At 37.9% G+C, this 18,933-nt stretch carries 21 protein-coding genes, 1 pseudogene and 2 riboswitches; of the genes and pseudogenes, 7 read left to right on the top strand and 15 right to left on the bottom strand.

Annotated features, from left to right (window positions below):
- The first annotated feature begins 70 nt into the window (after positions 1–70).
- Positions 71–457, top strand: coding sequence for a rhodanese-like domain-containing protein (locus DKZ56_RS09330; protein WP_208649741.1), 387 nt, complete (start codon positions 71–73; stop codon positions 455–457).
- 97 nt (positions 458–554) lie between these two features.
- On the opposite strand, the gene gcvPB is transcribed toward DKZ56_RS09330, so the two are convergent.
- From gcvPB to comGA, 10 genes are all read right to left on the bottom strand, one after another.
- The gene (gene gcvPB / locus DKZ56_RS09325) at positions 555–2,018 is read right to left on the bottom strand and encodes an aminomethyl-transferring glycine dehydrogenase subunit GcvPB (RefSeq protein WP_208649740.1); all 1,464 of its coding nucleotides are present in this window, start codon (positions 2,016–2,018) and stop codon (positions 555–557) included.
- Positions 2,011–3,357 (bottom strand): aminomethyl-transferring glycine dehydrogenase subunit GcvPA, encoded by a 1,347-nt coding sequence (gene gcvPA / locus DKZ56_RS09320; RefSeq protein WP_208649739.1) that lies wholly within the window; start codon positions 3,355–3,357, stop codon positions 2,011–2,013. The genes gcvPB and gcvPA overlap by 8 nt, the downstream gene beginning before the upstream one ends.
- A 17-nt stretch (positions 3,358–3,374) precedes the next feature.
- Positions 3,375–4,475, bottom strand: a complete 1,101-nt coding sequence (gene gcvT, locus DKZ56_RS09315) for a glycine cleavage system aminomethyltransferase GcvT (RefSeq protein ID WP_208649738.1) — start codon at positions 4,473–4,475, stop codon at positions 3,375–3,377.
- 91 nt (positions 4,476–4,566) lie between these two features.
- Positions 4,567–4,652: riboswitch (glycine riboswitch) on the bottom strand.
- A gap of 3 nt (positions 4,653–4,655) precedes the next feature.
- A riboswitch (glycine riboswitch) is annotated at positions 4,656–4,746 on the bottom strand.
- Between the two features lie 128 nt (positions 4,747–4,874).
- Positions 4,875–5,387 carry a shikimate kinase gene (locus tag DKZ56_RS09310; protein WP_208649737.1) on the bottom strand — a complete coding sequence of 171 codons (513 nt, stop codon included), beginning with the start codon at positions 5,385–5,387 and terminating at the stop codon, positions 4,875–4,877.
- A gap of 185 nt (positions 5,388–5,572) precedes the next feature.
- Entirely contained in the window at positions 5,573–6,025 is a 453-nt protein-coding gene (gene comGF / locus DKZ56_RS09305) for a competence type IV pilus minor pilin ComGF (protein ID WP_208649736.1), read from the bottom strand.
- Positions 5,998–6,309 (bottom strand): hypothetical protein, encoded by a 312-nt coding sequence (locus tag DKZ56_RS09300; RefSeq protein WP_208649735.1) that lies wholly within the window; start codon positions 6,307–6,309, stop codon positions 5,998–6,000. The genes comGF and DKZ56_RS09300 overlap by 28 nt, the downstream gene beginning before the upstream one ends.
- Entirely contained in the window at positions 6,299–6,727 is a 429-nt protein-coding gene (gene comGD, locus DKZ56_RS09295; protein ID WP_208649734.1) for a competence type IV pilus minor pilin ComGD, read from the bottom strand. The genes DKZ56_RS09300 and comGD overlap by 11 nt, the downstream gene beginning before the upstream one ends.
- A gap of 16 nt (positions 6,728–6,743) precedes the next feature.
- Positions 6,744–7,043 carry a competence type IV pilus major pilin ComGC gene (gene comGC, locus DKZ56_RS09290; RefSeq protein WP_208649733.1) on the bottom strand — a complete coding sequence of 100 codons (300 nt, stop codon included), beginning with the start codon at positions 7,041–7,043 and terminating at the stop codon, positions 6,744–6,746.
- A gap of 12 nt (positions 7,044–7,055) precedes the next feature.
- The gene (gene comGB / locus DKZ56_RS09285) at positions 7,056–8,108 is read right to left on the bottom strand and encodes a competence type IV pilus assembly protein ComGB (protein ID WP_208649732.1); all 1,053 of its coding nucleotides are present in this window, start codon (positions 8,106–8,108) and stop codon (positions 7,056–7,058) included.
- Positions 8,092–9,120, bottom strand: coding sequence for a competence type IV pilus ATPase ComGA (gene comGA, locus DKZ56_RS09280; RefSeq protein WP_222837154.1), 1,029 nt, complete (start codon positions 9,118–9,120; stop codon positions 8,092–8,094). The genes comGB and comGA overlap by 17 nt, the downstream gene beginning before the upstream one ends.
- A 267-nt stretch (positions 9,121–9,387) precedes the next feature.
- Between comGA and DKZ56_RS09275 the strand changes: the two genes are divergently transcribed.
- A complete protein-coding gene (locus DKZ56_RS09275) occupies positions 9,388–10,089 on the top strand; it encodes a helix-turn-helix transcriptional regulator (protein WP_208649731.1) in 702 nt (233 codons plus the stop codon).
- Between the two features lie 114 nt (positions 10,090–10,203).
- Positions 10,204–10,446 (top strand): DUF2626 family protein, encoded by a 243-nt coding sequence (locus DKZ56_RS09270; RefSeq protein WP_208649730.1) that lies wholly within the window; start codon positions 10,204–10,206, stop codon positions 10,444–10,446.
- Positions 10,447–10,502: 56 nt separating this feature from the next.
- On the opposite strand, the gene DKZ56_RS09265 is transcribed toward DKZ56_RS09270, so the two are convergent.
- Positions 10,503–11,147, bottom strand: a complete 645-nt coding sequence (locus DKZ56_RS09265; protein WP_425471021.1) for an MBL fold metallo-hydrolase — start codon at positions 11,145–11,147, stop codon at positions 10,503–10,505.
- A gap of 200 nt (positions 11,148–11,347) precedes the next feature.
- Between DKZ56_RS09265 and DKZ56_RS09260 the strand changes: the two genes are divergently transcribed.
- Positions 11,348–11,524 (top strand): DUF2759 domain-containing protein, encoded by a 177-nt coding sequence (locus tag DKZ56_RS09260; protein ID WP_208649728.1) that lies wholly within the window; start codon positions 11,348–11,350, stop codon positions 11,522–11,524.
- Between the two features lie 36 nt (positions 11,525–11,560).
- On the opposite strand, the pseudogene DKZ56_RS09255 reads toward DKZ56_RS09260, so the two are convergent.
- Positions 11,561–12,391, bottom strand: a pseudogene (locus DKZ56_RS09255) (transposase); the annotation flags it as partial.
- Positions 12,392–12,647: 256 nt separating this feature from the next.
- Here DKZ56_RS09255 and DKZ56_RS09250 point away from each other — a divergent pair.
- Positions 12,648–13,442: an enoyl-CoA hydratase/isomerase family protein gene (locus DKZ56_RS09250; protein ID WP_208649727.1), complete on the top strand. Its 795-nt coding sequence runs from the start codon at positions 12,648–12,650 to the stop codon at positions 13,440–13,442.
- A 32-nt stretch (positions 13,443–13,474) separates the two neighbouring features.
- On the opposite strand, the gene DKZ56_RS09245 is transcribed toward DKZ56_RS09250, so the two are convergent.
- Positions 13,475–14,278: a hypothetical protein gene (locus DKZ56_RS09245; RefSeq protein WP_208649726.1), complete on the bottom strand. Its 804-nt coding sequence runs from the start codon at positions 14,276–14,278 to the stop codon at positions 13,475–13,477.
- 172 nt (positions 14,279–14,450) lie between these two features.
- On the opposite strand from DKZ56_RS09245, the gene DKZ56_RS09240 reads away from it, so the two are divergent.
- The gene (locus tag DKZ56_RS09240; protein WP_245989651.1) at positions 14,451–15,590 is read left to right on the top strand and encodes an aminotransferase class I/II-fold pyridoxal phosphate-dependent enzyme; all 1,140 of its coding nucleotides are present in this window, start codon (positions 14,451–14,453) and stop codon (positions 15,588–15,590) included.
- A 124-nt stretch (positions 15,591–15,714) separates the two neighbouring features.
- Here the strand turns inward: DKZ56_RS09240 and DKZ56_RS09235 are convergent, their stop codons facing one another.
- Together DKZ56_RS09235 and DKZ56_RS09230 are read right to left on the bottom strand one after the other, a co-directional pair.
- On the bottom strand, positions 15,715–16,929 hold the full coding sequence (locus tag DKZ56_RS09235; RefSeq protein WP_208649724.1) for an AI-2E family transporter: 1,215 nt from the start codon (positions 16,927–16,929) through the stop codon (positions 15,715–15,717).
- A 70-nt stretch (positions 16,930–16,999) separates the two neighbouring features.
- Positions 17,000–17,944 carry an LCP family protein gene (locus DKZ56_RS09230; RefSeq protein ID WP_208649723.1) on the bottom strand — a complete coding sequence of 315 codons (945 nt, stop codon included), beginning with the start codon at positions 17,942–17,944 and terminating at the stop codon, positions 17,000–17,002.
- Between the two features lie 193 nt (positions 17,945–18,137).
- Between DKZ56_RS09230 and msrA the strand changes: the two genes are divergently transcribed.
- Positions 18,138–18,656: a peptide-methionine (S)-S-oxide reductase MsrA gene (gene msrA, locus DKZ56_RS09225; protein WP_208649722.1), complete on the top strand. Its 519-nt coding sequence runs from the start codon at positions 18,138–18,140 to the stop codon at positions 18,654–18,656.
- Positions 18,657–18,933: the final 277 nt, after the last annotated feature.

Genomic DNA, 18,933 nt, shown 5'->3' with positions numbered 1-18,933 from the left:
AAAGAAATTCCTAGCATTATGCCCTATTCTTATTTATAATGTTCTTGTAATAGAAAGGAGATATTTTGAAGTGGCAACAGTATTATATACGATTGCAATTATACTAGGTGCTATCATTATCTATGTACTCATTAGCTCATTCCGATTGAAAAAAGCTGTCACAAATTTGACGCAGGAGGAATTTATTAAAGGCTATCGAAAAGCTCAGTTGATTGACGTTCGCGAAACAAAAGAATTCGAATCGGGCCACATTTTAGGGGCTCGCAATATTCCTTTCACCCAATTGCGTCAACGTTACAAAGAAATTCGACCAGATTTACCTGTCTATTTATATTGCCAAAATATGACAAGAAGTTCCCGGGCAGCTTTATTCTTAAAGAAAAAAGGCTACAACCAGCTTTATCAACTACAAGGCGGTTTTAAAACTTGGACAGGAAAAGTGAAAACAAAAAATTAACTTTCTCGTTATGTTTATTCTGATACGTCTATCTTATGAAAACATATAAAAATCATATAAAAATATCCATGAGGGCTAAGCTCATGGATATTTTTTATTATTGTTTTTGGTAACGCAAAATCGGATGTCTTGCCGCTTGAGTTTCATCTAAACGGCTTACAACGGTTGTATGAGGCGCTTCTTGTACAATCGAAGGGTTTTCTTCCGCTTCTTTTGCAATTTGAATTAAGGCATCACAGAAGGCATCTAAAGTTTCTTTTGATTCCGTTTCCGTTGGCTCAATCATCATGCCCTCTTCCACGATAAGCGGGAAGTAAATCGTCGGCGGATGATAGCCGAAATCAAGAAGCCGTTTAGCAATATCCAACGTGCGAACGCCAAGTTTTTTCTGACGGCGGCCAGATAATACGAATTCGTGTTTGCAATGGCGATCATATGGCAAATCGAAATATGGTGCCAGTCTTCTCATCATGTAGTTGGCATTTAACACCGCATATTCTGTTACCAATTTTAATCCTTCAGGCCCCATGGAGCGAATATAGGCATAGGCTCTCACATTGATGCCGAAGTTGCCGTAGAATGGTTTGACGCGGCCGATGGATTGTGGACGGTCGTAATCAAAATGGAATGTGCCATCTTCTTTTTTCACAAGCACTGGTTTTGGCAAGAAAGGAATTAAATCTTTTTTCACCCCTACTGGACCAGAACCGGGACCTCCACCACCGTGCGGACCTGTAAAAGTTTTGTGCAAGTTTAAGTGAACGCAGTCAAATCCCATATCGCCAGGACGCACTTTCGACATAATGGCATTGAGGTTTGCCCCGTCATAATACACTTTCCCGCCAACACTATGGACGATTTCAGCAATTTCGACAATATGTTCTTCAAATAAACCAAGGGTATTTGGATTTGTAAGCATGAGTGCCGCTGTATCTTTTCCAACGACGCGGCGCAAATCTTCCAAGTCAACTAATCCATTTTCGTCTGATTTCACTGTGACGATTTCAAATCCTGCAACTGCTGCACTAGCAGGGTTTGTACCATGGGCAGAGTCAGGAACAATGACTTTATTTCGATGTCCTTCTCCATTTGCTTCATGATATGCTCGAATCATCATTAACGCTGTCCATTCCCCATGGGCGCCGGCAGCAGGCTGCAATGTGACTTCATCCATACCGGTAATTTCTTTTAAAGCCGTTTGCAGCTCATACATTAACTCCATTGCCCCTTGGATAGTCGATTCATCTTGCAAAGGATGAATATTGGCAAATCCTGAGAAGCGGGCAACTTCTTCATTTACTTTTGGATTATATTTCATTGTACATGAGCCAAGTGGATAAAAGCCGGAATCCACCCCATGATTGCGGCGGGAAAGCGCTGTATAGTGACGCATAATATCCAGTTCTGAAACTTCAGGAAGTTCAGCTGGCTCTTCGCGTATATATTCTTGTGGAATCAGTTCAGAAAGCTCCACTTCTGGCACATCCAACTCTGGCAAACTGTAGCCGATGCGCCCTTCTTTCGAAATTTCAAAAATGAGCGGTTGATTTTCGTTATGCATTGTAAGCCCCCATTTCCTGTACGAGTTGGTCGATTTCTTCTTTCGTACGCAATTCTGTAACAGCGATTAGCACATGGTTTTCTAACTGCGGATAATCACGGCCTAAATCGTAGCCGCCAATAATGCCTTTTTCTAATAATTTTTGATTGATTTCACTTACTGGCTTATTGACCTTCACAACGATTTCGTTGAAGTGAGAACCTTGGAATGGAACGGTAAAGCCAGCTTGTTCAAATGCATTTTTTGCATAACGAGTTTTCATAATATTTTGCGTTGCCATTTCTTGAATGCCCCGTTTGCCTAATGCCGTCATTGCAACAGAAGCAGCAAGGGCAAGCAATGCTTGGTTGGAGCAAATGTTGGAAGTTGCTTTCTCACGGCGAATATGCTGCTCGCGGGCCTGCAATGTCAACACGAAGCCGCGACGGCCTTCTTGGTCTACCGTTTGACCGACAAGACGCCCTGGAACTTTCCGCATTAATTTGGAAGTTGTGGCAAAATATCCGCAGTGCGGCCCACCAAAATTTTCAGGAATCCCAAATGGCTGCACATCTCCAACGGTAATATCCGCACCAAGTTTTCCAGGAGGCGTTAAAATGCCTAATGCAAGCGGATTAGCTGAAACGATGAATAACGCTTTTGCTTCATGAGCAAGGTCGCCGATTTTTTTAATATCTTCAATTTGACCAAAGAAGTTTGGATACTGTACCATCACCCCGGCTGTTTGCTCATCAAGCAGGGACTTAAGCGCTTCGATATCTGTGGCTCCATCCTTGATTGGCGCTTCCACTACTTCAATGGATTGGCCGTAAGCATATGTTTTCACCACTTCACGGTATTCCGGATGAATCGCTTCAGAAACGATAAGTTTTTTGCGTCGAGTTGAACCAGCGGCAAGCATCCCTGCTTCAGCGAGCGCCGTTCCGCCATCATACATAGAGGAGTTTGCCAAATCCATGCCCGTTAATTCGGCAATCATCGTTTGGAATTCAAAAATTGCCTGCAATTCCCCTTGTGAAATTTCCGGCTGGTAAGGCGTGTAAGCTGTGTAAAATTCAGAACGGGAAATGACGTGATCAACGATGGCAGGTTTATAGTGATTGTAGACGCCTGCACCTAAAAATGAAACAGCCGTTTCCGTATTCGTATTTTTATCTGCTAATGCTTTTAGTTCTTTCAATAATGCAGACTCAGAGATTGCCTCTTTAATATTGTAAAGCCCTTTAAAACGAACCTCTTCTGGAATGTCCGAAAATAAATCGTCAATGCTTTCTACCCCGATTGTAGCAAGCATTTCTTGTTTATCTTGTTCCGTCATTGGAAGATATCGATGTTTCATTTTTTGACCTCCATGTATTATTTTTCCCGCTTATAAAATGGTTTCGGCACAACTTGCGCTTTTACCTTCTTATTTCGAATTTCCACATCCACTTCTGTGCCAATGTCTGTATATTGGATGTCCAACAAGGCAAGTCCTAAATTTCTCTTTGTGGAAGGCACCTGTGTTCCCGTTGTGACAACGCCGATTTCTTGATCTCCTTTAAAGACTTTATAGCCATGGCGAGGGATTCCCTTTTCAATCATTTCAATCCCTACAAGTTTTCTTGAAAGTCCTTGTTCTTTCTGCTTTATAAGTACAGACTTGCCGATAAAGTCCGACTCTTTTTGAAGTTTCACAGCAAAGCCAATGCCTGCTTCAAGAGGAGAAATTTCTTCCGATAATTCTTGTCCGTAAAGTGGAAGGCATGCTTCAAAACGAAGGGTATCACGAGCGCCAAGGCCGCATGGAATAAGCCCGTCCTCTTTTCCTGCTTCTAATAAGCGATTCCATAATGCAACAATGGCTTTCGGTTCCCCATAAAGTTCAAAACCATCTTCCCCTGTATAGCCGCTCCGAGAAAGCAGTACAGAATAACCGCCAATATCGACAGAAGATTTAAATTGGAACGGTTTAATTTCTGACAATTGTGTATTTGTTAATTTTTGCAATATTTTTTCTGAAAGAGGGCCTTGAACAGCAATCATGGCGTACTCATCGGATTTGTTTGTAATTTTTACATCGCCTTGTGCATGCTTTTTCAGCCATTCAAAATCTTTTTCGATATTTGCCGCATTGACAACAAGCAAGTATTGATGTTCTTTAAGATGATAAACAATTAAATCATCCACCACCCCGCCATGTTCATAGCACATAACATTATATTGTGCACCACCGACAGAAATTTTAGAAATATCATTGGAACACAATGTTTGAAGGTATGAGAGGGAATCTTCCCCTTCGACAATAATCTCTCCCATATGCGAAACATCAAAAAGACCAGCACGGTTTCTTACAGCTTCATGTTCCTCTTTAATCGATGAAAATTGCACTGGCAATTCCCACCCGCCAAAATCAATGGTTTTTGCTCCATATTTTGCGTACTCATCATATAACGGGGTTCTTTTTAATTCTCCCATCGAGAAACCTCCCTTGAATGATTGGTTAAAAACATATTCATAAATAATATTAGGTAAAAAAGGACAGAAAATCCCCCTTGTTTTGGGAATTCTCTGTCCTTTCACCTGAAAGTTACACCTGCAGTATTGGCAAGCAGGCTTTCCTCTTGGGTGGCTGAAAATCAGCACTCTCCAGAGTTGCGTCCCGTACGAGTCTTTTTGCCTGAGAGATTCATAGTTCCACTACTTGCTCCTTCGGCGACGTAAAAACGTTCTCTCCCCGCACAATCATCCGCTCAATATGAAATTTTTTCATTCATAGATATCTTTGGAAATATCCTAACATTGAATAGAAAAGAAGGCAACATTTTTTTAAAATTCCGCTAAAAATACGAACATTTTTCTAAAATAATTTTATGTTTATTCGCCTTTTAATCGATTCACTTGGAAAGCCATATAATTGACGATTTGCCGCATGCTGCGATTATGGGTAAAGACACGGATATGAGCAGCTCTTCGATAAAATTTCCGTCTGTAATAAAATAGCCGCTCCAATTCTTTTTTCGTTGACCGTTGTACAATTGGTCGATTTTTATCATTTTTGATTCGATTATAAATATCTTCAAAAGGAGCATCGAGAAAAAAGACTAAACCTGTTTTTCTCATAATTTGCCGGTTTTCTGGCCTCATCGCAACACCGCCGCCCGTCGCAATGATGCATGCTTCGTCGCGGAAATTTTTTAAAAATTCCGTCTCTAAATTTCGAAAATGCTCCTCACCGTATTTTTCGAATATTTCTGGAATCGACATGCCTTGTTGCCTTACGATTTCTTTATCCATATCGTAAAAAGGCAATCTTAATGTGTAGCTTAATCGGCGTCCGATTGCACTTTTACCGCATCCCATGAATCCTACCAAATAGATTTTCCTCATTTTTTGACACCTTTCTGCACAAAACTCTCAACTATCTATTCAATAAATTAATCGTAGCACGAACATAGATGTTTTCCAATGAATTAATGATTGAAAATTGAGTTAAATAGGATGTGCTATAAAAGATTACAAAAGAGGTGACAAAAAACAATAATAGAATTGCGATGGGATACATTATTCCTTTTTCATTTTTCAACATATTGGATAAACAACTCTCTCTCCTTTACAATACCATTTAAAAACTCTATCTTAACCGTCAGAAAAGGATCAGAGATGGAAAAATCGACATTTTTGATGCCCATGAGCAAAGGTACGTATCCTTTATTGTTTATCTGAAGCCGCAGCACGTCTGAAATTTTGTCAATTTTTATGTTCTCCGCCGACGAATCTACAATATATAAAGCATTCCCCGTTTGATAAATCTCTTCAATTTCCAGCAAATATTGTTGAAAATCTTGGATAAAAATTTCCCATTCTATAGATTCTTCTGTAAAAAAACTTGCATTCCAATGTTGAATTAGAAGATAAAAACCTATCGCCAATTGAGTAAATAGCGCAAAAACCACTAATTGAAAAAGCGCTTCGATGAGGGTAAATCCTTTCTGATGCTTTAAAACTCCCCGTTTCCATTGACGCATTTTGATCGTTCCTTATCTAAATCATGGTATTGGACACAAATTCCATCATGTTGAAAATTCCAATGAAATTCCACTTCATCAATCCATTTGCTCCCTACCATCATCCCCGTTGTCTTTGCAATCAGCACTCCCTCATAGGCAACTTGGATGGCATGGTATTCAAGGACTTTGTTATAAAACGAATGGTTCAATTGGAAAACGATTGGTACTAGGCTGATCAACATAAAAAGAATGCTGATAGTTAACAGTGATTCAATCATGGAAAAACCCTTTTCATTCCACATAACGAATTCGCCCTTTATCAATATTGATAATGAGAAGCTTTACACCATCTGGGGTATGAAAAGTGAGCGTGCCAAAATTCCTCACAATCCCTTTCGAATTGATGGAAAGGGTTGATAAAGTACTTAAATTGCTGAATGTAATTAGTTCAGGAATTTCCCTCTCAAGGAGTACTTCATTCATTTGATGAAAAATCTTATATTTTTTGGAGGATGAAAAGGAAACATAGCAGCTCTTTTCATGTTCAATTGCCCACATTTGCGCCATTTGAATATCTAATTTTAATTGATGGAAAAACTGGTCAACAATCATTTTTTCCGTCACTTTGATTGAGAAAGATGAAGTGATTCCACCAATTAATAAAACAATCATTAACACCAACAGCATTTCAAGCAAAGTAAAGCCTTTTTCGTCTTTCATGCCAATCCGTCCCCAGCTATTCAACTAAAGAAACCGTTCCATCTTCATGAATGGAAATTGCTTTTCCGTTCGGACACTTGTCCATGTCTTCTTTTAAATACCCTTCATTCAGTAAGTCCACCATTGTAGGAATCGTTTTATGATCAATCCGGTAAGATTCCACTTGCCCTTGAACCATTTGCAGGTAGGCGCTGCAGCCCTTTTCATCGATGGAATTCATATGTTTTGTAACGTTCGGAACGGTAATTAAAATTAAGATGGAGATAATAAAAAGTACGATTAACATTTCAATTAATGTAAAGCCTTTTTGGTTCAATCTCCCACCCCTTTACATAATTTCAACTAGGTCGTAAATTGGAAGCAACATGCTGATATAAGCAGCAATAATGCAAATGGCAATCAGTATAAAGAAAAGCGGTTGAATGGCGGCCATGCAAGTTTTTAATATCGATTGCATCCGTTCATAAAGCATTTCGCTGAAAATAAGCATTTCCCGTCCTAAGTAACCGCTCCTCTCTCCATGCTTAATAAATTCTTCAAAATTCGAGGCAAAAAATTGCGTTACTTTTACAGCCTCAGATAAAGAATCTCCAAAAATGACCCGCTGTTTTAATTGAGTTGCAATATAGGAAACATAGTGGCTTGTTTTCTGTTCTTCCAAAATGGACAATGCTTGTTGAAGAGAAATTCCTGATACTAATAAACTCCCAATTAAATAAGAGAATTGTCTTGTAAAATGATATTGATAGACCGAACGAACAATGGGAATTTTCATGATAATCTTTAATTGCTCACGAACCTTCCATTTTCTGAAATAATGGCGACATGAAACGATGAATATAAAAGTGATAACAAGAGATAGAAGCAGAAAATCCGGAAAATGGAGCAATACAACCGCTAATTTTAAGCTCGTTAACTCTTCTGAATCACTGTTTGCAGTAATCTGCTGGATATTTGGCAAAAAGTAATTCCGAAATACAACAAAAATGATCGTTAAAATCATCATTAAAAATGCAGGATAGGCAAGCAACTTCCCCACATTTTTCTGCAAATCCTGCTGAAATTTCATCTGTTCACTAACTTGTGACAAGGTTTCGGCCAATTCCCCTTTTTCTTCCGCCAGTTGAATCGTCAACAGAAGATGTTTTGGAATGGGAAAATTTTTTAAAATATCCGTCACCGATGCACCGTTATTAAAATCTTGCTGAAGCTTCCCATTCCATTTTTCCAACTCTTGCACATGGTAAGGTAGCAGCATGAATAAAGCGTCTGAAAAAATATATCCTTCCTTCAATAAAACGCTCGTTCTTTTTAAAAGCGATGGAACATCCCGCACTTTTTCCTTTTTCTTATGCAAGAAGGCATCAGCGAATTGACCCATTCGTTGTAACCTGGTCTTTTCCTGATTCAATCCAAGCCCTTTGATACTCCAACGTTCTCTCAACAGGCAGTTGATACTCCCTTCCCTCAATGATTGCTTTCATGGCATCATGCAAAACATCATCAGCTAAAATTTCATAGATTGCTTTGCGGCTGTCGCTGTCCTTTAAATGGATTAAACACTGGGCAATAATCGCTACCGCAGCTTGCCGAATTTCTTCAATGGAGATGTGTAAATCCATCAACCGGTAAATGCAATTAACCGTATCCTTCGCATGAATGGTGGAAAGCACTAAATGCCCTGAAAGCGCTGCTCTGACTGCAATCTGCGCCGTTTCTTCATCCCGGATTTCGCCAATCATAATGACATCCGGTGAATGTCTTAAAATCGCTTTCAATCCGCTTGCATATGTTACCCCTGCCCGCTCATTTACTTGAATTTGAAGCATATACGACTGGCTGCTTTCGACAGGATCTTCCAATGAAATCACATGCCGGCCCAATGTTTCGCTGCAATATTTCACTAACGAATAAAGAGTCGTCGTTTTGCCGGAACCCGTTGCACCGCAGAATAAAATCAATCCTTGGCTTTTCGAAACCAATTTTAATAACTCTTCAGCTGTCGGGAGAAAATAACATAATGAAGTAATTGGATAGGAGGCATTTTGAAGAAATAAACGAATCACGAGGCTTTCTTTTTTATAGACGGAAGGCAAAGTGGATATTCGAAAGGAATACAAACAATCCGAAATCTTTTGTTCAAAGGAACCGCTTTGAGGCTTTCTTTTTTCACTGATATCTAATGAAGATTTGAATTTAAAAAAAGAGATGATTCGGTCCCCTAAATCGATGGGAAGTTGGCCGGAAGGGAATACTTTTCCATATTTCCGGAATTGAACAATATAATGATTCGGCCCCGGTTCTATATAAATATCGCTCGCCCCAAAATGCATGGCCTTTAACAAAAGCTGATTGGCTTTCGTCTCAACGACGGACTCAACTTCCAAACATATCACCTTCTTCCCCAAGAATTGTGACCGCTTTTTTATTTAGTATAAGCCGAACTGCACCCTTCGAAAAGGGTTTTTCTGAAAATTTTTATTTCGGCCTTTTTTCCAATCAAAATATTTATTTTCAAAAAGATATTGACAAATTTTGTTACATTTTTTGAATATTTTCCTAAGATTCTAGAGAGTGATTATATTTTCACTATCATTTCATTAAAAATAAAGATACAATTGAATTAGCATAATATATATACTTAAAGGTGGGATTACAGAATGTTGCATCCATTAAAAATTACTAGCACATTGGCTGACGAAACTCGTTTTCAAATTTATGAATATATGTTGCAGCAAAAAAGATTTTTTACCGTACAAGATATAGCAGATAAATTTAATATACATCCCAATGTGGCAAGATTGCATTTAACAAAACTTGCAGAAATCCATTTAATCACTGCGGACTTTTTAAAATCAGGCAAAGGCGGAAGACCTGGCCGTATATATAAAGTGTCAGAACAAGGCGTCGATTTAAGTTTTCCAAAAAGGGAAGATAAATATTTAGTCAAATGGGCGATTGAACTCGTACAAGCCTTTGGAGAAGAAGGATTAAAAAAAGCAAAAAAAATCAGCTACAAAGATGGATACAATGAAATGCGCACCCGTCTTGCTAAAATAAATTTGCCAGTATCTTTTGAAAAAAAGGTGGAAATATTATCTGAAGCGGCTTTACTTGTAGGCTACATTCCAAAAATTGTCGATACTGAAAAAGGGAAAAAAGTGATTTTAACGATTTATAATTGCCCTTTCAGAAGCCAAATTACTGAATATAGCGATATTCTTTGTGATTTGCACCAGTCATATCTAAACGGACAAATCGACGCGTTATTTGAAGAAAATAATTTTGTCCAATTTGAAAGTATGATTCACGAATGCGACTTTTGCAAATATGAAATCAATGTTCCAAATGTAACATTCTAAAATTTTACACTTGATTGTCACAAATCTATTGAAGTATTCAGTTTACAATATTGTCAATTATCATTTATAATAAGCATTGAAATATTGTGTCGCTACAAAAAGGAGGGAATCGACATGGCTAATATGTATAAAGTTTTAGCATTCTGGACAGGTATTTTCGCCGTAATGTTCTACCTTGGCGATATGGTCGAGGTTTCGCTATTATTTATTGGTAATTCGGTATTATTCTTATTATTAGGCTTCTTAAACCTTTCAGAACGCATGTATATGTACATTTTTGGAGCATATTTAACAATATTCTTTGCTGGATTTACTTATTACACAACCTTTATCCACGTTCCTGGTGCAGGACATTAATAAATGAAAATAAAAAAGCATCGGATTTTTTCGATGCTTTTTATTTTGCACATCAATTAAAAACCATGCAGAAACGGATTTGAATCCATCTCATGGGCAGGTGTTGTATAAGGACCATGGCCTGGATAAATAATAAAGTCATCAGGCAACACAAGCAATTTCTCATGAATGGATTTCAGTAATACCTCCAAGGAACCGCCAAGCAAATCAGTCCGGCCAATGCTTCCTTGAAACAGCGTGTCTCCTACAATCGCAAAACCATCTTCTTCAAAAATATAAGAAATGCTTCCCGGAGAATGCCCTGGTGTAAAAATTGCACGGAACTTCATGCCCGCCACTTCAAAGGATTGCTCTTTGTTGATGATTTCATCTGCCGGCTTTAAACGATATGTCGGCAGCCCAACGTATTTTCCAGAGCCATTTTTATTTGGATCAAAAAGCCAATCCTCTTCTTCTTTATGAAGATAAACCGGGATATGAAAAGCTTCTCTCACTATATCGACGGCGCCAATATGGTCAAAATGAGCATGAGTTAAAAAAATCGCTTTCGGCTTCAACTGCTCTTTTTGAATCGTTGAAAGAATTTTTTCTCCTTCTTCACCGGGATCAAAAATGATGCAATCTTTCTCTTTATTGCTTACGATGTAGCAATTGGCCTGTACAGGTCCAACAGTTAAAATTTTTACATCCAACAATTTCATCACCTCTAGCGTATTATACAATGGTTTGGAAAAAATGAACATTCCATAGCTATTTGTATCTTATGGACGAAATAATTGAGGTTGTTCAAATAAACGTCACTTTTAATCCTCGACATTTTATGACCGTTGCTATAAAATAAAGAAGGAATATTGTTTTACCGACATACTCTGTGGATGTCGAAAGGAGTGTAATATTTTTCATGAACTTATTAATGTTAATCTTTGGTTTAATTGCTATTCTTTCATTAGTTGCGGCATTCCGTGCTATCAAAGCTAAAAATGTTCTTGCTATTATTTTTGGACTAGCTGCTGGACTTGTTTTTGGTTGGTTTACAATCATGACAATCGTTCATCAGGGATATCCTCCAATGATGTAAAACAATGTATAAAAGAGGCTGGGACAAAACTAGCTTCTAGATAGGAAAAAGGAGAATTTGAGCCAACTCAAATTCTCCTTTTTTCCATTTATCCCCATTGTTTTTGGTTAGTTGATCTTTGTTGGCCGTGTATTTTCGTAAATTCACGGCCATTAAGGCAATGCCCATTTCATTTTCCACTTTCGATTTTCCTCGAACGGAAAATCGAGTGAAACGCAAATTAGCCTTCAAGAATCCAAAAACTGGTTCTACGTCTATTTTACGTTGACGGAAAATAGAACCAGCTTTTTCTTCTGAAAGCTTCGCTCTTACATATTCTTTTTGTTGTTCCCATTTTTCATTCACCATGACCTTTCGGTGATTGCCTTCCTTTGCTTTTGTGCATGATGAACGAAATGGACATCCTGAACAGTTTTCACATTCATAAATTTTCAATTCTCGTTTGAAACCAGTCTTATCTGTACGTACAGAACGATAACGGAAGGTTACTCGCTGCTGATTTGGACAAATGTAGGTATCACTTTCTTCGTCGTACATCCAATTGTCTGGATGAAATGGATTTTGTTTATATTTCTTCTTTTGTTCTTTCTCATACATGGTATATGGAATGAGTGCCTCACATTTTCGATTCGAAAGGATGTCTTCATAGTTTTGTTCACTACCATAACCAGCATCTGCGACAATATACTTTGGCAACGGAAAATAATTCTTTTCTATCTTATTCAAGAACGGAATTAATGTACGTGTATCAGTAGGATTTGGAAAGATGCTATAAGCTAGTGCGTATTGACCTTCTGTTGCGATTTGTACATTGTATCCAGCTTTCAATTGACCGTTTTTCATATAGTCGTCTTTCATTCGCATGAAAGCGTCCCCGGAACGGAAATCAATTTTAATAACATATCAAAAAAACATCATTTTCTCCTTGGAGAAAATGATGTTTTTTTAGATTTGTCCCAACCTCAGCTTTTTTCATTTATCAATACAGTTCCATTAAGTAATCTGTTATAAAACAGTTGATTTTTTCTGAAAATTGTTTAATTTTTTATGAATATTGAAATAACTCTAGGATGATTTCCTTGTTTCAAGTAAGATGGAACTAATGTTAAGGAGGTATCTAGGGATGCAAGTTCGAACAACAAGAATGGAAGAAGAAGAAGCCAAAATTGTTTATCAGGAAACTGCTGGTTTAGCCATTATTACCATCCACCGGCCGCAATTAAAAAATGCATTGACAGCTAATATGTGGGATCAACTTGCAAAAATTGCAACACAATCGATTGAAAATCCAAAAAACAAAGTATTGATTCTTCGCGGTTCCGGTGAAAATTTTACTGCCGGTTCAGATATTAAGGAATTCAATCGGATGTCATTAGAAGAAGCAGAAGAAGCTTTTGTAAGAATGGAAAATACGATTTCAACTATTGAAAATTTGCCGCTCCCTACAATCGGCGTCATTAACGGGCCTGCCATGGGCGCCGGTCTTGAGCTTGCTTTAGCTTGCGACATACGCATCGGCTCAGAAAAAGCTCGTTTGGGCATTCCCGTCGGCAAGCTTGGCATTACGTTAAATAACAAATTTGCAAAACGCCTTGTCGATTTAGTCGGACCATCTACAACGAAAGATTTTGTATTCACCGGCCGCACTTTTAAAGCCGAAGAAGCGTATCGAGCTGGCATGTTAAACTACTTGGTGCCCGAAAAAGAATTAACGAGATTTTCCATTCGTTTAGGTAAACTTGTAGCAAGCATGTCCCCTGCTTCACTACTTGCCGTGAAAAATGCAGTAAAAGAGTGTGTTACTTCTACCCCTGCTCTTTGGCAAGGCTCTACACCATTTGTGGATTCTGTCGATTTTCCGGAAGGTGTCCGCGCTTTCGTCGAAAAACGGATGCCTCAATTCACAAGAAAACGATGAAAAAATGTGGTTGGCAATTCGCCAACCACATTTTACATGATTCCTTTAACGAAAATGAGAATATGCATCGGCGCAAATTCAAAATGCCGCTGGAATTCAAAATCAATCTGTTTTTGAAGCTGTTCCAATATGTAAACTACATCATAATTAACCGGTGTCTTTAGATGGAGAGAAACATAAATTTTTGGCTGCAATTTTTTCATCGTAAATTGCACTGCATCCACTCTTGCAATGAAAGGATTATTGGCAACGACAAATTGAATTAAATCCGTATAAACATTTAATGAAATCTCAATCGTTTGCCGATGGAAATCCGGTTGAACAATGGTTGTCTCCCCTAATTTCACCCGATTTTTTGAAAAAATATCAAACCCCTTTTGAATAATCCGTTTAAAAAAGTTTTGTTCCACTTGCCTATATGGAATGGGCATCAAATGCTTTCCTTGCGTGGTGCGGATAAATTGGGATAATTGGATTTCATTTTTTGAGCGGATATCATTGATGTAATAAAATGCTTGGATGGGTTCTAGATCCAGCTGCTCCGCGATTTTTTTTGTCATTTTATCGCTTGTGCCAATGATCAAAATGGATTGAATATTATGCTTCTGGATGGCATCCATTACTTCCTTCCGATGTTCTTCATCTTGAAAAACGGCTCTTCGAATGGCTTTAATTGTATTTTTTTCAAATTTTGCTGAAGTCCCTGCGATTTTTTGTCCATTTTTGATTAGCAATCCGTCATCAATGATTGCTTCAATTTCATGATCATGGGCGAATTGCAAAGCGCTTGTGCTTTTCCCTGAACCGCTTGGGCCGCTTAATGAATAAACTTTCATTTTTTTCACTCCAACACCTTTTCTTTCTTGTATCATAAACAAAATATGAACGGAAAGCAAAATCCTTAATTTCTATAATTTTGAAAGAATCAAAATATGCTAAAATATTTTTACTGTTTGAATTTGTTAGACTTAAGGAGTGTTTATGTTGAAAATAGTTCCATCGAAGAAGATGTCCTTATTTGAACCAGCGATATTTGGACAATTAAAGGAAGCTGCAAAAGCGGAAGAAGCGAAAGGACTGAAAATTATTGATTTAAGTCTAGGCAGCCCAGACCTGCCTCCCCATGAATTGCTGAGAAATCATATGGCTGAAAAAAGCAAAAATCCGGATGCCTATGGATATACACTAACCGGAACGAAAGAATTCAATGAAGCCGTTGCACGCTATTATAAACGGGTCAATAAAGTGGATATTGATCCCGATACAGAAGTGTTGTTGACAATGGGTTCCCAGGAAGGATTAGTGCATCTTCCAATTGCCTTTTGCGATTCAGGCGATATAGTGTTAACAACCAATCCCGCCTACGTGGCATATATGGCCGGAATTCATTTAGCAGGCGCAAAAGCCCATTACATACCATTAAATAAAGAAAGAGGCTATCTTCCAGATTTGTCGGCCATTCCTGAGGAAATGGCAAAACACGCCAAATTAATGATTTTGAATTTGCCGGGCAATCCCGTGCCAGCAATGCCATCATTAGAATATTTCACAGAAGTCGTGGAATTTGCCAAAACATATAATATTATCGTATTGCATGATGCTGCTTATTCTGAATTTTACTTTGACGGAAACGGCCCAATCAGCTTCTTAAACGCTCCGGGCGCAAAAGATGTGGGAATAGAAATCAATTCATTATCGAAAAGTTTCAGCTTAGCCGGCGCCCGAGTGGCTTACATCGTAGGAAATAGTGAAATGATTCAAATTATGAAACAACTCAAGTCCAATTTAGACTATGGCATTTTTGAACCTATTCAATCAACTGCAGCCCTTGCATTAGACCATTCTGAAATCATTACTGATCATTTGCGCAAAACCTTTGCCGAAAGACATCGCATCATGACAAAAGGGCTTGAAAACATCGGATGGGAATATGCCCCATCCACTGGCGGCATGTTTGTATGGGCTAAATATCCATTTGCCATCGACAGCGTTTCCTTTGCATTTCAAGCGATTAAGCAAGCTGGCGTTGTAATGGTGCCTGGCACTTCATTCGGTTCTGAAGGCGAAGGTTATGTGCGCATCGCCCTTTTTCAAGAAAAAGAGCGGTTGCAGGAAGCAATAGAAAGATTGCGCAAATTAAAATGTTAAATTTTCCGGATAAGCTATCATTCAAAAAATTAGGATGTATAGCTTATCCTTTTTTTCATCTCCGTAAACAACATCCAGCATAGGATTTGCAAAACGAAAAAAATCGGCCGATGAACAGCCGATTTTATACTTTATATTTGTATGATTCGTCCTCTTCATAACGATTATAGCGCTTTTTAAACAGTTCGAATAAATAAGAAACCAACACTTTCAATATAGCATAGCCTGGAATTCCAAGTACTACACCTGCCACGCCAAATAATGAACCGGCAGTCAGCAGCACAAAAATAATGGTAATTGGATGTATTTTTAAAGATGAACCCATGATATTTGGTGTAATTAGTTTTCCTTCGATTAATTGTACAATCGTCCAGACGATAATAAGCTTCAACACCATGAAAGGCGAATTAACCAACGCAATAATGATGGCAGGCGTGATGGCAATTGCTGGTCCTAAATATGGAACGACGCTTGTAATCATTGCAATAAAACCTAATAAGAAGGCATAATCAAGACCAATAATTAAAAAGCCGATTGTCATCATCACACCGATACAGAAAGAAACTAAAATTTGTCCAAGTATGTAATGGCTGATTTGATGGTCCATTGCCTTCATAACTCTTGAAGCATCTTCCCGTGTACGCGGAGGAAAAATACTTAAAATAAATTTTGGAAGTTTCTCCCCCTCATACAATAAGTAAAATAAAATGAACGGAACCGTCACCAGCGATAGAATAAAGCCTGTTACGGCCGAAACTAGTCCCGTGATGCCGCTCGCGATTTTCGTTGCTAAATTGGTGAAAGTTTCTCTAACCGTCGTAATCAAATTGTTGGTTACGTCCGTTAAAACTCGGTCATAATTAATATTATATTTTGAAAACAGTTCATTCACGCCTGAGTTATTTAAAAACGTTACGATTCCTTCAACAGCTGCCTTGAAATAAACAGGAAATTCATACACTAAATTTGTAAATTGATCCCGCAAAAAAGGAAAGACCAAAAGTACAAGCAGTGTAATTGCCCCGGCAGCAAGCAAGAAAATCAAAAAAATGGACCAGACTCTTGGAATCCACCGTTCCAATATTTTTAATATAGGTCTAAATAAATAATATAAAATACCCGCTAGTACTCCTGGCAAAATCACCACTTCAAACAGCACTTGGAACGGATAGAAAATAAAAGAAATTTTATTAAAAATATAAATCACAAGACCTAAAAGCAAGAGCACAAGGAGTGAGAATAATAGATTTTTCCCGCCAAGAAAACGTATAAATTTCGTTGAAGTAAAGATGGAATGATTGGATCTTATTTCGCCTTCTAATTCTTTCTCTCTTTTCAAAAAACCACCTCATCATATTTCGACAAATTTATTTTAGCATGAATAATAATGGAAGAAAACTTTTCAACTCTTAATAGCCTAAAAATTCATGCAACTTCCTTTTGTTTGCTTCCAAGTCGATTTCAATAACAGAACCTGCATGTTGATAAGAATTGAAACGATAAGTTCCTTCGACAGGAATCGTCATTTTTTGGAGATCAGGCACACCGCCTTTTAATACAGAAAAAACGGTTTTGATTTCTTCGCCGGACGTCATATCCGTCTGTATATATCCTTGCGCTGCTCCAATCAACTTCGGCAAATTTTTGATATTTGCTGGCCTCAACACTTCATCTTTTAATGCTTCAATCACCTTTTGCTGCCGCTCTACTCGTCCGAAGTCCCCTTGTTCATCATGACGGAAACGGGCATATCCAAGAAGCTCTTTTCCGTTTAATCGATGTACACCTTTTTTTAAAGTGACGCCAATATAAGCAGACATATCCTTTTCCACCTCGATTTCAACCCCATTTGGCGCAATCAGGTCAATGAGGGATTCAAAACTTTTGAAATCCATCACCACATAATGATGAATTGGAATATCAAACATTTCGTTTAACGTTTTTTTCAATAATTGGACGCCGCCTAAATAATAGGCCGTATTTAATTTCCATGAATCATATCCTGGAATATTCGCATAAATATCTCTCATAAATGAAACAAGTTTTACATCATTCGTTTCTTTGTTCCAGGAAAGGAGCATCATTGTATCGGAACGGGACTTTTCTTCTCCCCTACTGTCTACACCGATGATTAAATAATTGACAAACCCTTCGTTGTCTTCATCCGGGAGAAAATCCACTTCTTCCTTTTCAACATCTCCTGCAAGCTCCAATCCCATTCGATATTGATGAACTGAATAGGCAATGACCCCTATAATCATCAATAAAAATAAGGCGACGATTAATCTTCCTATTCTTAATCGTTTTTTCTTTATTCTTTTTTCTTTTCGGCTGCGGATTTCATGTTCTTCCATTTCTTATTCCCCTTATATTTGCTTAACTTTAATATTCATAATAGAATAAACGATAAAAACAACGGAGAAGTTCTACCAATCATTATACTATGTTCTATCTCGAAAAGCTTTCAACTATATATGAATGCCCTATTTTTGTTACTATATAGGTTGTGACAAAATATAGGATTTTAAGCAGAAGGAAGTGGAAAAATTGGAAAAAGCAACTTTTGCCGGTGGATGTTTTTGGTGCATGGTGAAGCCTTTCGTGGAATGGGAAGGGATTGAAAAAGTCACTTCTGGATATATGGGAGGCCATGTAGAAAACCCAACCTATGAACAAGTGAAATCAGGGAAAACAGGACATTTAGAAGTGGTGCAAATTGAATTTGATCCTGAAATTTTCCCGTATGAGAAACTCCTTGAAATTTATTGGATGCAAATTGACCCGACAGATGATGGGGGCCAATTCCATGACCGCGGGGAATCATACAAAACAGCTATTTTTTATCATACTGAAGAACAGCGGATATTAGCGGAAAAATCAAAAAAGGCCCTTGAAATAAGCGGTCGTTTTAAAAAGCCCATCGTGACAGAAATTCGTCCTGCAACCACTTTTTATGAAGCGGAAGAATATCATCAAGATTATTATAAAAAAAATCCGGAACATTATGAAGAAGACCGCAGAAAATCTGGGAGAGATGAATTCATTCAAAAACATTGGCAAATTTAAAGAACAGGCGGCACTCCAGCCGCTTATTTCTTTTGGCGCACGTTATTAGTTTACATAATTATTTTATCATCAATAAAATTGCAGACTCAATACATAATCCCTATATGATAAGTGAATATATTCCTCATCGGCATCAATTATTGATGAAATCCATCTCAAATACTGAATGATAATTAGAATTTTCCATTTATTCGGAATATTTTATTGAAAAAGAAACTAATAATGTTATATTTATACTATATACTTCTAACTTTTTGTTATATAAGGGGGATGCGGT

It is taken from the genome of Ureibacillus thermophilus, from assembly GCF_004331915.1.
Classification (GTDB): Bacteria; Bacillota; Bacilli; order Bacillales_A; family Planococcaceae; genus Ureibacillus; species Ureibacillus thermophilus.
Note: the sequence above shows the minus strand (reverse complement) of the source record. Positions and strands in the feature narration are given on the sequence as shown.